Genomic DNA, 14187 nt, shown 5'->3' with positions numbered 1-14187 from the left:
CAAGGATCACTGCGCATGCCGCAGCCATCCTGATCAGCCGGAGGATATGTGCCAGAAACGCCATGCGGGTATTTCTCATGACAAGTCTTTCCCGCGTCAAGACGGCAATGATGCATTCAGCGCACAAATTTGTGTGCTGGAGCGGTGTTTTTTCGCAGAATGCCCGTGAAATCGCAGAGCACTGAAACGCTCAGCAAACCCTCCTGCGCAGGAGTTTTGCAGGCGGGCGTCAGGGGAGATTCGGAGGCTGACCAGATCAGCAGAGCGGGCAAACTGGCAGCCGCTGGAAGGCTTGCTTTAGTAAACTTGCACGTCCGGGAAACTGAGCTGCTCCCCAATCGCCGGGTGGCTTCCCTCGTCAATGAAACTACACCGTGCCTTTGCTGACCGGTCCGGACCGATATTGCGCTGCGGTCAAGCCGCTTGGAGCCCAATCCGGCATCTGCTGCGCAGCGCACGGGCGGCCGCTCCGGGCCGAAGACTGTTCCTAGACCCGTTGCCATTCTTCACAAGCGGGCTCAGCAATCTGGCCGCGGCAGCGACCGCAGCTATGGCGGCGGCATCACGGGTCATCAGCGATGCCAACCATGGGAGCGCCAGGGCGATCATCCCGTCGCCAAGATTGGTCGGGGCTCCGGCCGTGAAAAGCAGACGGTAATTCCTGTCGCGGAGAAGGGGCGGCGCAGCCCTATGCAATTTTCCTAAATAATTTCAAGCAGGTTGCGCCACGGCATATCCGCGGTCAACGCCTTAGACGGCTTAGCGCAGCACCGGAGCCGCTGACGGCCGCCCCCAGCGCTGCCAGCTTCGCCGCCCGTAGAATGTTTCCGTAAACCGCCACCAGTACGTAGTTCAATAATAAGTGCTTTTGCTGCCATACGTGGCCGGTCCTAGCCCGATCACCAAGACTGGCGGCAGAAACCGGTGCTCTGGCAGGCTGCGCTGGATTGTCAGAACAAGGAACGCCGTGCCACGGCCGCCGGCCGTGGCGGTCAGGGCGCATGTGATAGCCAGAGGGGAGCCTCACGGGGTGCCGCTAACGTGCCGCTGAAGCTTCGCATTCCGGGCACGCCCGGAACTGCTCCGGCTGACCTGTCAGGAATGTATGCCCTCATGCCGCCGCGTCTTGCGCGGCCTCTGGAACCGGTATCGGGGCAGGCTTGTGGACGGCAACTCCGGCTGCGACGAGAGCAACACCCAGAACAGCCAGGGCGCTTGGGACCTGCTGCAAAACGATTATTCCGATGACCGTCGCCGTTGCAGGCATCAAGGCCAGGAGAACGGCAAAGCTGGAGCGCGGCAGGCGCGACATGGCAAGCTGGTCGCAGACATAGGGGATGACTGAGGAGCAGATGCCCACACCGAAGCCGGCAAGCACCAGAATGGGAGCGTCAAACGCTTCCAGGGCTTGCAAGAAACCGATTGGCGTTACGACGGCGAAGGCCACCGTCATTGCTGCACCGAGGCTTTCCACCCCGCCGGATGCGCCGTTTTGCGCTACCTTGTGCCCGAGGATGATGTACAGGACGAAAAGCAGGCCGTTCAGCACCGCCCAGAACAGCCCCCAAAGATCTGCCGTGCGCGCAGCGCGGTCTGCTGCGAACAGGGATGGCACGTCGAGCAGGAGCGCGACGCCAATGACCGCTACCAGAAAGGCCGCATAATTGCGCCGGGTGCGCAGCCCCCACAGCGCGACTCCGATGGTGCCGGCAAACTCGATCGCCGCCACAAGGGCAATCGGCAACCGGTCGAGCGCGAGATAGAATGAACAGTTCATAACCGCAAGGCATGCGCCGAGCGAAAAGAGAAGCATGCGCTCGCGGCTGGTGGACGTCTTGAGCGTCCTCCAGGGCTTGGTAACTGGCGCGAAAACGAGAGCAGATGATGCGATGCGGAACCACGCAACGCCCAGCACGCCAACGGCCGGGAACAGCAGCACCGCGAACGCAGGTCCGAGGTAATGGAACACGGCGGCAACGCCGAACCACGCATGAGGGGGAACGGCTGCGGACATGCGGGACATGGCTCCGGTGGTGCCGGCGGGGGCGGGTTCTTGATCTGTCATACGAGCATGATGCAAGGTGTTTGCGATCCAGGATATGGAGGCCGGATATGTCTTCTGCAAAGTTTGATGCCGGAATGAAGGAGCAAGCGGGAAGTGACCTTCGATCCAAAGGAACTGGTCTTGACGCCGTTGACGCCGCAATTCTGCGCGAACTGTGCGCGGACGCTCGCACCCCGCGCGCGGAACTGTCGCGCCGCGTCGGTTTGTCCGCGCCGAGTGTGGCGGATCGTGTCCGCCGGCTTGAAGATGCGGGGATCATCACGGGATATGGCGCGCGGATCGACCCGGCGCGTCTTGGCTATGGCCTGACTATCCTGATCCGGGCGCGCCCGCTGCCCGGCGAAATGGGAAACATGATCGAAGCGATCCGGGCGACACCGCGGATTGTAGCCTGTGACCGCGTGTCCGGCGAAGACTGCTTTGTTGCCCGGGCGCATGTACGTGATGTGGCTGAAATGGAAGCCGTTATTGACAGGCTCGTGCCCTTCGGCGCGACGAATTCCGCCATTGTGCAGTCCTCACCAATCGCGGAGCGCATGGTCGAGCTGTAAGGCTCCGCAAGCCGCAAAAAGGAATATGCACTAGCGGTAGTTTGAGCTGGTGGCTGGGCCCTTGGCCCCGGCAAAATCACTGCGCTGGATTGAAAGGCCGGATGTCCCGCAGCCGCGCGCCGCGAGATTTCCGGCCGTGCAGCAGGTATGCGTGCAGCGCGCGCAGAATGGTTTGCGTACTCCCCCGTGAGATCCCGACACAGGCTTTGCTGCGCGCTGCATCGTCGGCCCCTGTATCGAATACCCACGGGCACCGGGACCTTGGCCAAACCCGCACGGCAGGCGTTTTCAGCAAGACGAAGAGGCGGGAGCTAGTGCTCCAGCAGCTCCCGGTAGATGGTGACGAGCGTTTCCGCCTCTTTCTCCAGCGCGAAATTGGTTACGGCGTGTTTGCGGGCGGCCTCTGACCACTTAGCCAGCCGGCCTTCGGCGGAGAGCACCTCATGGATGGCCTCGACCATCTGCGTCGTCTCGCCCGGGTCGATCAATAGTCCGGTCTCGCGCGGTGCTATAAGTTCTTCGAAGGCGCCGACACGGGTGGCCACGGCCGGCACGCCGCAGGACATGGCTTCGAGCGGGGTGAGGCCAAAGCCCTCCCAGCGCTGCGGCGCCACGTAAAGATCCAGCGCCTGGTACCAGCGGGAAACCTCCCAGACAGGGACCTCGGGCGGGAACAGCAGCCGTTCCGACAGGCCTGCAGCCTCGACCTTGGCGCGCAGCTCTCTTTCGAATGCCACATGTTTTTCGGTGGCGCGGCCCATTACCAGCCCCACAGCCTCGGGGTGTGATTTCAGAACTTGCAGCATGGCGTCGACAAAAACATCGGTGCCCTTCTGCGCCCTGATGCGGCCATAGCAGCCGATCAGGACGGCGTCCTCCGGCAGGCCCAGCTCGCGGCGCAGCGCGGGTTTGTCGGCGGGCGGGGCGAATTCCTCCGTGTTGATCCCGTGATGCACCACCTGCACCGGCTTCTCCAGATAGGCCGCGCCCTTGGCCGAGGTGGCGATCACCCGGTCCATCTGGGAGATCAGCCACTTGGTATAGTCCGAATGATGCCGCTGCGAAGCGGAGGTGAACAGGAGTTTCAACCGCTTGCCCAAAAGGTATTTGAGCGCCAGCCCGCCCAGCATTTCCACATTGCGCCGCGCGTGCCAGACGCGGGCGCCTGCTGGGCCGTTGCGGTTCATGAAAACAAGCTGTGCCGCCGACAGATGCGGCATCTCGCCCGGCAGACCGCTGCCTGCGGTGGCAATGGCGATATGCTGGCGCTGCAGCGGCACCAGCCGCACGATGGTCGAGGTCACGCCGGAGAGGCGGCGTTTGAAGTTCGGCGCGATGACTTCCACCTTATTGGCGTCAACCTGTGCCATCATGGCCTCCGTTCTGCGGGCAGAAGCGCCAGCAGGGCGTCCACCGTCTTGTCCAATTGATCCGATTGCTGTGAGATGAACTGCCCGGCGGCATCGCGTGCGGTCTGGAATACGTCCGGCTTATCCAGCCACCCGGTAACCTGGTCTGCCAATTCTGCAGCCGATCTCACCTCCGCTGCGGCGCCAAGGGCGGTCAGCTCGGCGTAGGTCTCGGCGAAATTGTAATGCCCGGTGCCGGTGATCACGGCGGCGCCTGCCTGCATCGGCTCAAACGGGTTGTGGCCGCCGATTTCGCGCAATGACCCGCCCAGGAACACAAGCGGGCACAGCGCGTACCAGGTGCCGACCTCCCCCAGCGTGTCGGCCAGATAGACTTGGGTTTGGGTCCCCGGCAGAACGCCCTTGCTGCGCCGCGCGCAGCTGAGGCCGGCGGCTTTCACCAGAGCTTCCACCTTATCCCCGCGTTCCGGGTGGCGGGGGGCCAGCAGAAGGCACAGATCCGGGTGCTGTCTGAGCAGCGCCTGATGCGCTTCCAGTACAGTCTCCTCTTCGCCCTCATGGGTGGAGGAGGCGACCCAGACAGGGCGCGCGCCAATGCTGCCGCGCACCTTGGCGAGGGTGTCCTGATCGACTGGCAACGGAGCAGAGACAGCCTTGAGGTTGCTGCCGGGACGGATGCGGTCCGGGGCGGCGCCCATCGCTTGGAGGTTCGCAGCCGTCTTCTGGTTCTGGGTGACCAGTAGAGCAAATTGATCGAGGATGAACCGCGCGGTGTCCGCGCGCTTCTTCCAGCCTTCGACCGATTTGTCCGACAGCCGGGCGTTCAGCAGGACAAGCGGACAGCCCGTCTTGCGGGCGCGCACCAGCATCTGAGGCCAAAGCTCGCTCTCGACAAACACCCCCAGATCCGGGCGCCAGTGGGCCAGGAAGCGGTCCACGGCGGCAGCGGTGTCCAGCGGCGGGAACTGGTGGCGGCAGCGCGGCGGCATTCGTTTGGCGATCAGCTCGGCGGAGGTGGGGGTGCCGGAGGTGATCAGGAATTCCGCATCCGGTACCTGCTCGCCCATGCGCGCAATCAAAGTCAGCACCGACAGGCTTTCGCCGACCGAGGCGGCATGGAACCACACCAGCCGTCCGGCCGGGCGGGGCAGGGAGGCATGGCCGAGGCGTTCGCGCACGCGCTCTTCCGGCAGGCCGTAATCGCGCAGCTTGGCCGCGACCTTGCGCCAAGCAAAAGGGGCAATCAGCGTACTGGCCCCACAGTAAAGGGAGTAGAGCAGCGTCGGCCGCGCAGGCGTGTTCCCGGGCATGGTCAGCCGCCGGTGTGGCTCATGTGGCGGGTCATCTTGCCGCCGACTTCCTGCCGCGAGTAGTCGAAATCATGGCCGCGCGGCTTGTCGCCGATGGCGGCGCGGATGGCAGCCTCAAGCACGCCGGTGCCTTCCTCGTTGGCGCGCAGGGGCGCGCGCAGGTCGGCTTTACCCTCCTGGCCGAGGCAGGTGTAGATCTCGCCGGTGCAGGTGACGCGCACCCGGTTACAGCTCTCGCAGAAGTTATGGGAGAGCGGGGTGATGAAGCCGATTTTCTGGCCCGTTTCCTCCAGCCGCACATAGCGGGCCGGCCCGCCGGTGCGCTCGGCCAAATCGGTGACAGTGTAGTGGTTTTCGTATTCCGCGCGCACGTCTTCGAGGGACCAGTACTGGCCGATCCGTTCCATGTTGCCGATGTCTTCGCCCATCGGCATCACCTCGATCCAGGTGAGGTCCATGTCCCGTTCGGCGCACCAGCGGGTGATGGCGGGCAGTTCTCCCTCGTTGAAGCCTTTTAGGGCAACGCTGTTGATCTTGACACGCAGGCCCGCCTTTTGCGCCGCATCAATGCCCTTCAGCACCTGCGGCAGGCGGCCCCAACGGGTGACATCCGCGAATTTCTGTTCGTCCAGCGTGTCGAGCGAGATATTCACCCGGCGCACCCCGGCGGCATAGAGGTCATCGGCGTATTTCACCAGCTGCGATCCATTGGTGGTCAGCGTCAGCTCCTTCAGGGCACCGGTTTCCAAATGGCGGCTCATCGCCTGGAAAAAGGTCATAATGCCGCGCCGCACCAGCGGCTCGCCGCCGGTGATCCTGAGCTTCTCAACGCCGAGGCGAATGAAGGTGGAGCAGAGCCGGTCCAGTTCCTCCAGCGTGAGCAGATCCTTCTTGGGCAAAAAGGTCATGTTTTCCGACATGCAGTAAACGCAGCGGAAATCGCAGCGGTCGGTGACCGAGACACGCAAGTAAGTGATTGCGCGGGCGAAGGGATCAATAAGCGGAGCCGTCATGCACTCTAGGTAAAGCGGGGCACCGCCCGCGGCAAGGGGGGACAGCTTTTGTGACTGGCAAAGAGTTTCGCGGATAGCTAGGGTTTGCCCATGCGTATGACAATTCTTTCCCTTACTTCGATTTCCTTGCTGGCGGCCTGCGACGGGATCCAGCTGAATTCTTCTATTCTGGACGGGCAAAGCGCGCCGCCGGCAGCGGCGCCTCAGGACCCGGTGCTGCAGCCCGCGCCCGGCATTGATGTGGCAGAGGCGGATCCGGCAGCACCTGCGGGGTCCTCCGCACCGTCGTTCCGCGGCTCGGCGACCACTGTCGCGTCGCTTGGCGACCCCTCGGTTCCGGGCATGTGGATGGAAACCCCGCTGGTTGCGGCGGAGCAGCAGGCGCTGATCCGGACCAGCCGCAACACGCAGGCGGTGGTGACATTGAAACCGATCCCGGGCGCGGAATTGGGCGGCAGCCGCCTGTCGATCAGCGCGATGCGGGCCTTGGGCCTGCCGCTGACCGAGCTGGCCGAGGTTCAGGTGCTGCCTGCCGGCTAAGTCTTGTTCCGCTGACGGGGGGAAGCGCCCGCCCTTTTGGGGCGGGGCCTTGGTCGGCTTAAGCGTCTTTCAAGTACTTCGCCGCTTCCTTGCGGGCAAAGGCTTTCATTCCGGCGCCATGCGCTTCCAGAAAGGCGCGGGTGCGCGCGGCGTCATGCTTGCTGAGGTCGCGCAGCCACCATCCGATGGCCTTTTGAATGAACCAGTCCCGGTCCGGCACGTAAGCAGCTGCCCACCCGAGGATGCGCTCGCGCCTCGCCTGATCCTCCGGTTTCAAGTTGTTCATCTTGGCCCACGGCAGGGTGGACACAAGGGCGGCGCGGCGGGTCCACATATGCTCCGATTGCGACCAGCTCTCCACGGTATCCAGCCGGGCAGGATCCGCCAGCAGCCGCTTTGAGATGGCGGAACAGGCGTGATCGGCAATCGCCCAGCTGTCGAACTCCGGCACCCAGGATTGCAGCAGTTCCCAGGCCGCTTGGTCATCCTTGATCCGGGCCTGGGTCAGCAGCTTGGCGGCGGCGATGCGGGCCTCAAAGATGTCGGTTTCCCACATCGCCCGCGCCAGAGAGACACGCTCGGCAATGTCCAGGGTCTGCCGCCAGGCCTTGGTCAGGTCATTGGTTGCCGGGTTGGGTACCCCCAATACTTCGCGGGTCTGCTTATGGTAAGCGGCCATCTGCTCCGCCCGGCCGGGTTCAGCCTGGCCTTTGAGCTGCGCCAGCGCCTCCTGCAGTGTCACGCCGGTCACTCCACCGTCACCGATTTCGCCAGGTTGCGCGGCTGGTCCACATCGGTGCCTTTGGCGACCGCGGTGTGATAGGCCAATAGCTGGGCGGGAATGGCATAAAGGATCGGGCTCAGCGCCTCCTTGATGCGCGGCATCCGGATGGCGCACCAGACGTCATCGCCGGCCTCGTCAATGCCGTCCTGATCGGAGATCATAAGCACCTTGCCCTTGCGCGCCAGCACCTCCTGCATGTTGGAGACGGATTTGTCGAACAGCGTGTCTTTTGGGGTCAGGACAACAACCGGCATGTTCTTGTCGATCAGCGCGATTGGGCCGTGTTTCAGCTCGCCGGAGGCATAAGCTTCGGCGTGGATATAGCTGATTTCCTTAAGCTTCAGTGCGCCTTCCAGCGCCAGCGGGTACATCAGGCCGCGGCCTAGGAACAGCACGTCTCGGGCTTCGCTGACCTTCTGCGCCGCCAGGCGGATCGCCTCATTCTGCTCCAGCGCCGAGGACAGAACGTTCGGCAGGCCGCGGACAGCAGTTGCATAATCCGCCATTTCCTCAGCGCTCAGAAGGCCGCGGTCGCAGGCGGCCTTGAGCGCCAGCGCCAGCAGCACCGTCAGCTGGCAGGTGAAGGCCTTGGTGGAGGCGACTCCGATCTCCGGGCCGGCATAGATCGGCAATGCCACATCGCTTTCCCGCGCGATGGAGCTTTCGGGGACGTTCACGACCGACAGGATCTTGTCTGCCTTTTCCTGGCAGTAGCGCAGAGCGGCCAGGGTGTCGGCGGTTTCGCCTGATTGGGAGACGAACAGGGCAAGTGTCTTGCCCGGGATCGGAGGTTCGCGGTAGCGGAATTCCGAGGCTATATCGACCTCGACCGGCATCCTGGCGATCTGCTCGAACCAGTATTTGGCGGTGACGCACGCGTAATAGGCCGTGCCGCACGCTACCATGGTCAGCCGTTCCACCTGCGAGAAATCCACCTCGCCAGGCAGGCGCACTGCATTTTCCTCGACCGGCAGATAGTGGCGGATTGCCTCGGCGATCACATGCGGCTGTTCGGCGATTTCCTTGGCCATAAAGTGCTTGTGGCCGGCCTTGTCGACCTGGGTGGCGTCGATCTGGATGGTTTTGGTTTCGCGGTTCACCAGATCGCCGTGCACGTTGCGGATTTCCGCACCCGCGCGGGTAACGACGGCGCGGTCGCCTTCTTCCAGATAAGTGATCCGGTCAGTGAGCGGCGCCAAGGCAATGGCGTCGGAGCCTACGAACATCTCGCCGTCGCCATGGCCGATGGCCAGCGGAGAGCCCTTGCGGGCGGCGATGATCAGGTCTTCCTCGCCGTCGAACAGGAATGCCAGCGCAAAGGCGCCCTCCAGCTGGTCCAGCGTCTTGAAGGCCGCATCAACGGGGGTGTGCCCCTCTTTCAGATAGCGCTCTGTCATCAGCGCGACGGTCTCGGTGTCGGTCTCGGTGCGGAACTCCATGCCGCAGTTCAGCAGCTCTGCACGCAGCTCCTTGTAGTTCTCGATGATACCGTTGTGCACCACCGCGACGGCACCAGCGCGGTGCGGGTGGGCGTTGCTGACGGACGGCGCGCCATGGGTGGCCCAGCGGGTGTGGCCGATACCGGATTTACCAGCCAGCGGCTCATGCACCAGGAGGTCGGAGAGGTTCACCAGCTTGCCCACCGCGCGGCGGCGGCGCAGATCCCCGTTGTTCACGGTGGCGATGCCCGCGCTGTCATAGCCGCGGTATTCCAGCCGCTTGAGCGCTTCAACCAGGATCGGGGCGGCCTCGTGATTTCCCAGTACGCCGACAATTCCGCACATTACTTGGCTTCCTTCTGCAGGCGGGCCTTCTTGGCGCGCAGCATGTCCATCAGCTTGCGCGCGCGGCCGGGTTTGTTGGTTTGCTCAGCGCGGCCAATGGCCAGGTCGCCGTCTTCGACATTCTTTGTGACGATGGCACCAGTCGCCGTCATAGCCTCGGAGCCGACCCTGACCGGGGCCACCAGCATGGTGTTCGACCCGATAAAAGTGCGGGCGCCGATCTCGGTGCGGTGCTTCATCACCCCGTCATAGTTGCAGGTAATCGTCCCTGCGCCAATGTTCGTTGACTTGCCGACAGAAGCGTCGCCGATATAGCTAAGGTGGTTTACCTTGGCACCTTCGGCAATCCCGGCGTTCTTGATTTCGACAAAGTTGCCGATGTGTGTGTTCTCGGCCAGCTCCGCGCCGGGCCGCAGGCGGGCATAAGGCCCGACTTTGGCGCCGCGGCTGACGTGGCATCCCTCCAGGTGCGAGAAGGCGCGGATCAGCGCACCGCTCTCAACAGTCACGCCGGGGCCGAAGACCACGTTGGGCTCAATCACCGTGTCGCGGCCGATATGCGTGTCAAAGGCGAGATAGACGGTTTCCGGTGCCATCAGGGTGACGCCCAGGTCCAGCAGTTCCGCCCGGGCGCGGGCCTGAAACAGCGCGTCCGCTTGCGCCAGCTCGGCGCGGGAGTTGACCCCCAGCGTTTCAGCCTCGTCACAAGAGACTGCGGTAACGTTTTTGTCGTCGCGCCGGGCCAGCTCCACCAGATCGGTCAGGTAATACTCGCCAGAAGCGTTTTCATTGCCCACTTTGGCGATCAGATCGAACATCAGCTGCGCGTCGCAGGCCATCAGCCCGGAGTTGCAGAAGCTGATGGCGCGCTCAGCGGCGCTGGCATCCTTGAACTCGACGATCCGCTCCAGGCTGTCGCCCTCCATCACCAGACGGCCATAGCGGCCGGGATCGGCGGCCTCGAACCCCAGGATCACCAGGTCCGCGCGCTGGCGGGCCTCGACCATGCGCTCCAGAGTGTCCGCGCTGACAAAGGGGGTGTCGCCGTACAGCACGACCACATCGCCCTCAAAACCCTCCAGCGCGGCGCGGGCCTGGTCTACCGCGTGCGCCGTGCCCAGCTGTTCTTCCTGCAGAACAACCTCGGCTTCTTCGTCGATGCCTGCCACCGCTTCGCGCACTGCCTCGGCCCCGTGGCCCGCCACGATGATGGTGCGCTCCGGCGCCAGCGCGCGGCCTGCGGCCATGGCGTGCTCCAGCATCGGCGCCTGTGCGATCGGGTGCAGAACTTTGGGGAGGTCAGAGTTCATCCGCGTGCCTTTTCCGGCCGCCAGGATGACAAGGGCAATGCTCATAATCGCTTTTCTCTTTGTCTTTTTAGCACTTCCGTTTTATCCGCTGAGGGGCGGGGCGCAAGGGATAGCGCCATCAAACAAGGTTGCGGGCTGCAACATGCGGCGGCGGAAATGTGCCGAAAGGGCAGGATATGCGAACGGTGATCTTCGATCTGGACGGTACGCTGGCGGACACGTCGGGCGATCTGCTGGCGGCGGCCAACTTCTGCTTCCGCCAGATGGGCTTGGGCGATGTGCTGAGCCATCCTGAAGATGCAGGCGTTGCCCTGCGCGGCGGCCGGATGATGCTGACCGAAGGCCTGAAACGGGCGGGGCAGTTGGACCAGGCGACGGTGGATGAGTTCTACCCGGTGCTGCTGGAGGCCTACCGCGACGCGATCGACCGCCACACCGTGCTGTATCCCGGTGCGATGGCCGCTGTGGAGGCGCTCAAGACCGCGGGCTTCGGCGTCGGCATTTGCACCAACAAACCCGAGGCGCTGGCGGATCAGCTCATGCGCAGCCTTGGCGTGCGGGACGCCTTCGCGTCGCTGATCGGGGCCGACACGCTGCCGGTGCGCAAGCCCGACCCGGAACCGCTGCTGGAGGCCGCAAGGCGCGCAGGCGGCGATCCGGCCCGGACTTTGCTTGTGGGCGACAGCGACACCGACCGCAAGACGTCCGCGGCGGCTGGCGTGCCGTCAGTGCTGGTGACCTTTGGCCCCTCGGGCGATGACATGGGCGCCTTGAACCCTGAGGCGTTGCTGCACCGTTTTGAAGACCTGCTTGAAGTCGCGGACCGTCTGATTGCGTGATCCCGCAACTTAGTTTCGGGAAAATCATCCACAGGCGTTCGCACTTGACGCATCGCGGGCGGCGGCTCACAAACGCAGCATGAGCGAGACATTTACCGGGTCCTTCACCCAGCAAGAAGCCATTCCTGAAGATGCCATCGAGGCCGCTCTGGCGGTGCTCCGCCACGGACGGCTGCACCGCTACAATGTGGCAGAGGGCGAGGCGGGGGAGACCGCGCTGCTGGAACAGGAATTCGCAGCGCAGATGGGTGCGAAATACTGCCTGGCGGTGGCCTCCGGCGGTTATGCGCTGGCCACGTCGCTGCGGGCGGTTGGGGTGAAGCCGGGCGACACGGTTCTGACCAACGCCTTCACTCTGGCGCCGGTGCCGGGGGCGATTGCCTCTGTCGGGGCGGAACCGGTGTTCGTCGAGGTGACCGAAGATCTGACCATCGACATCGACGATCTGGCGGCCAAGGCGGACCAGTCCAAAGTGCTGATGCTGTCGCATATGCGCGGGCATCTGTGCGACATGGGCCGGCTGATGGAAATCTGCGACGCGGCAGGCATCACCGTGATCGAGGATTGCGCCCACACCATGGGCGCTTCCTGGAGCGGGGTGCTGTCGGGCCGCCATGGCGCGGTGGGCTGCTACTCCTGCCAGACCTACAAGCATGTGAATTCGGGCGAGGGCGGTCTGCTTGTCACCGATGATGAGGAAATCGCGGCCCGCGCCATCATGCTGTCTGGGTCCTACATGCTCTACGGCCGCCACTTGGCCGCGCCGGGGTCGGAGGTGTTCGAGCGGGTGAAATATGAGACCCCCAACATCTCAGGCCGGATGGACAACCTGCGCGCCGCCATCCTGCGGCCGCAGCTGCGCGATCTGGACACCCAGGTGGCGCGCTGGAATGAGCGCTACCGCAAGCTCGAAGAGGGCCTGCGCGGCACGCCGGGCCTGACGGTCGTGGAGCGGCCCGCGCAGGAGGTCTATGTTGGCTCTTCCATCCAGTTTCTGCTGCTGGACTGGAGCGAGGAGGCGGTGCAGGAGGCCGTCCGCCGCTGTGCCGCCCGCGGGGTGGAGCTGAAATGGTTCGGCACGCCGGAGCCGGTGGCCTTCACCTCCCGATATGACAGCTGGCGCTATGCTGACACCCCGCGGCTGCCGCAAAGCGACCGGGTCCTGGCGGGCATCATCGACATGCGGGTGCCGCTGACCTTCAGCCTGGAGGACTGCGCCCAGATCGCCCGCATCATCCGGGCGGAGGTTTCCGCCGTCTATCAGTCAGGCTGATAAAGCGGCACAGTCGAGATCGAGACCTTGGCGGAGCCATCCGTCAGCTCAGCGGCGTGGGCGACATAGATCAGCGTCTGGTTTTTCTCATCGAACAGGCGTTTGACCCGCAGCGACTTGAGGATGATGGAGCGGGACTCCCGGAACACGTCCTCGCCGTCATCGCTGCGGTCGATATCGCCCAGCCTGACCGGACCGGTCTGGCGGCAGGCCAGTGACGCGTTTGACGGATCCTCGAACCAGTTTCCCTTGGACAGCCGGTCGATCAGCCCGCGTTCGAAATAGGCGATGTGGCAGGTCACGCCTTCGACCTTGGGGTCTGAGATTGCCTCGATCACGATGTCATTGCCGACCCAGTCGACCCCGATCTGGCCGATCTCCTCGGCGGCGGCGGGCAGGCTCAGCAGGCAGAATGCAGCGGCCAGGGCACGGTTTAAACACTTCATGGAAATCTCCTGATTCTATTGTGCGGGGCGGTTTCTGCTCTCTTTATGCAATACCTACGCGCAGTTGCGGGAAAAGGATCCATGGAACCTTTTTCCGAGGGTGGCGTTACTCCTGCTCAACGGCGCGTTGAGGCGCCGGAATATCGATATGGAAGAGAGGAGACTATCATGTTTACGCCGAAACGCGCCCTGACCGCATCTGCCCTGGCCCTGCTGGCTGCACCGGTATGGGCAGGCGCCCAAGTGCAGGCCGTGACCGACCTGAACCTGCGCGCTGGTCCCGGGCCGCAGCATGAGATCATCGGTGTGATTTCCAAGGACGGTGCCGTCAAACTGGACGGCTGCCTGGAGCAGAGCAACTGGTGCAAAGTCGGTTATGACGGTTCCGAAGGCTGGGCATATGGCGAGTATCTGACCGCCACCGTCACGGAGAAATACATTCCGGTCGTCGCCAAGGACAGCCCTGTCGAAGTCACCACCGTGACTTACGAAAACACCGGTGAAGCCGATGCGCCGATGGGGGCGCTTGGCGGTGCTATCACCGGCGGTCTGATCGCTGGCCCTGCCGGTGTTGTGGCCGGGGCAATTGCGGGCGCCGCCGCTGGCGAAGCAGCGGTGCCGGATGAGAAAGTCGTGTCCTATGTGCGCAGCAATGCCACCGAACCGGTTTACGTGCAGGGTGAAGTGGTGACCGGCGTGATGATCCCGGAAGAAGTGCAGCTGACCGCGGTTCCGGATTCCGAATACCGCTATGTCTACCTGAACGGCCTGCCTGTGCTGGTTGAGGCCGATGACCGCACGGTGGTCTATGTGGTGCGCTGATCCAGTCTAATGCGGCTGAGTGCAGGCGGTCCCTGGCGGGCCGCCCTTTTGCGTTCGAGCCCCCCGCGCAGGAACATGAT

At 63.8% G+C, this 14187-nt stretch carries 13 protein-coding genes; 5 read left to right on the top strand and 8 right to left on the bottom strand.

The window, feature by feature from the left end; genetic code table 11:
• Nucleotides 1–1111: 1111 nt before the first annotated feature.
• Nucleotides 1112–2065 carry an EamA family transporter gene (locus ACXAED_RS20820; RefSeq protein ID WP_475052980.1) on the bottom strand — a complete coding sequence of 318 codons (954 nt, stop codon included), beginning with the start codon at nt 2063–2065 and terminating at the stop codon, nt 1112–1114.
• Between the two features lie 47 nt (nt 2066–2112).
• On the opposite strand from ACXAED_RS20820, the gene ACXAED_RS20815 reads away from it, so the two are divergent.
• Entirely contained in the window at nt 2113–2616 is a 504-nt protein-coding gene (locus ACXAED_RS20815) for an Lrp/AsnC family transcriptional regulator (protein WP_475052978.1), read from the top strand.
• A 311-nt stretch (nt 2617–2927) separates the two neighbouring features.
• Here the strand turns inward: ACXAED_RS20815 and ACXAED_RS20810 are convergent, their stop codons facing one another.
• Genes ACXAED_RS20810 through moaA form a run of 3 tightly spaced genes read right to left on the bottom strand, consistent with a single transcriptional unit; the run spans nt 2928 to nt 6309 of the window.
• Nucleotides 2928–3986, bottom strand: coding sequence for a glycosyltransferase family 4 protein (locus ACXAED_RS20810; protein ID WP_475052975.1), 1059 nt, complete (start codon nt 3984–3986; stop codon nt 2928–2930).
• Nucleotides 3986–5296, bottom strand: a complete 1311-nt coding sequence (locus ACXAED_RS20805) for a 3-deoxy-D-manno-octulosonic acid transferase (protein ID WP_475052974.1) — start codon at nt 5294–5296, stop codon at nt 3986–3988. Before ACXAED_RS20805 ends, ACXAED_RS20810 begins: the two co-directional genes overlap by 1 nt.
• 2 nt (nt 5297–5298) lie before the next feature.
• A complete protein-coding gene (gene moaA, locus ACXAED_RS20800) occupies nt 5299–6309 on the bottom strand; it encodes a GTP 3',8-cyclase MoaA (protein ID WP_475052973.1) in 1011 nt (336 codons plus the stop codon).
• Nucleotides 6310–6399: 90 nt separating this feature from the next.
• Here moaA and ACXAED_RS20795 point away from each other — a divergent pair, with 90 nt between their 5' ends.
• Complete coding sequence (locus ACXAED_RS20795; protein WP_475052971.1) at nt 6400–6849, top strand: hypothetical protein; 450 nt, start codon at nt 6400–6402, stop codon at nt 6847–6849.
• A gap of 58 nt (nt 6850–6907) precedes the next feature.
• On the opposite strand, the gene ACXAED_RS20790 is transcribed toward ACXAED_RS20795, so the two are convergent.
• The 3 genes from ACXAED_RS20790 to glmU are packed head-to-tail and all read right to left on the bottom strand — an operon-like array spanning nt 6908 to nt 10772.
• Complete coding sequence (locus ACXAED_RS20790; protein ID WP_475052969.1) at nt 6908–7591, bottom strand: DNA alkylation repair protein; 684 nt, start codon at nt 7589–7591, stop codon at nt 6908–6910.
• A 5-nt stretch (nt 7592–7596) separates the two neighbouring features.
• Nucleotides 7597–9417 carry a glutamine--fructose-6-phosphate transaminase (isomerizing) gene (gene glmS, locus ACXAED_RS20785; protein ID WP_475052968.1) on the bottom strand — a complete coding sequence of 607 codons (1821 nt, stop codon included), beginning with the start codon at nt 9415–9417 and terminating at the stop codon, nt 7597–7599.
• Complete coding sequence (glmU, locus tag ACXAED_RS20780; protein ID WP_475052966.1) at nt 9417–10772, bottom strand: bifunctional UDP-N-acetylglucosamine diphosphorylase/glucosamine-1-phosphate N-acetyltransferase GlmU; 1356 nt, start codon at nt 10770–10772, stop codon at nt 9417–9419. The genes glmS and glmU overlap by 1 nt, the downstream gene beginning before the upstream one ends.
• A gap of 131 nt (nt 10773–10903) precedes the next feature.
• On the opposite strand from glmU, the gene ACXAED_RS20775 reads away from it, so the two are divergent.
• Both ACXAED_RS20775 and ACXAED_RS20770 read left to right on the top strand, forming a co-directional pair.
• Entirely contained in the window at nt 10904–11566 is a 663-nt protein-coding gene (locus ACXAED_RS20775; RefSeq protein ID WP_475052964.1) for an HAD-IA family hydrolase, read from the top strand.
• 79 nt (nt 11567–11645) lie between these two features.
• On the top strand, nt 11646–12839 hold the full coding sequence (locus tag ACXAED_RS20770; protein ID WP_475052963.1) for a DegT/DnrJ/EryC1/StrS family aminotransferase: 1194 nt from the start codon (nt 11646–11648) through the stop codon (nt 12837–12839).
• Here the strand turns inward: ACXAED_RS20770 and ACXAED_RS20765 are convergent.
• Nucleotides 12827–13285: a CreA family protein gene (locus ACXAED_RS20765; RefSeq protein WP_475052962.1), complete on the bottom strand. Its 459-nt coding sequence runs from the start codon at nt 13283–13285 to the stop codon at nt 12827–12829. The two genes, ACXAED_RS20770 and ACXAED_RS20765, sit on opposite strands and share 13 nt — an antisense overlap.
• 168 nt (nt 13286–13453) lie before the next feature.
• On the opposite strand from ACXAED_RS20765, the gene ACXAED_RS20760 reads away from it, so the two are divergent.
• Entirely contained in the window at nt 13454–14107 is a 654-nt protein-coding gene (locus ACXAED_RS20760; RefSeq protein WP_475052959.1) for a DUF1236 domain-containing protein, read from the top strand.
• The last annotated feature ends 80 nt before the right edge of the window (nt 14108–14187 follow it).

It is taken from the genome of Leisingera sp. ABM4_103 (assembly GCF_056158685.1).
Note: the sequence above shows the minus strand (reverse complement) of the source record. Positions and strands in the feature narration are given on the sequence as shown.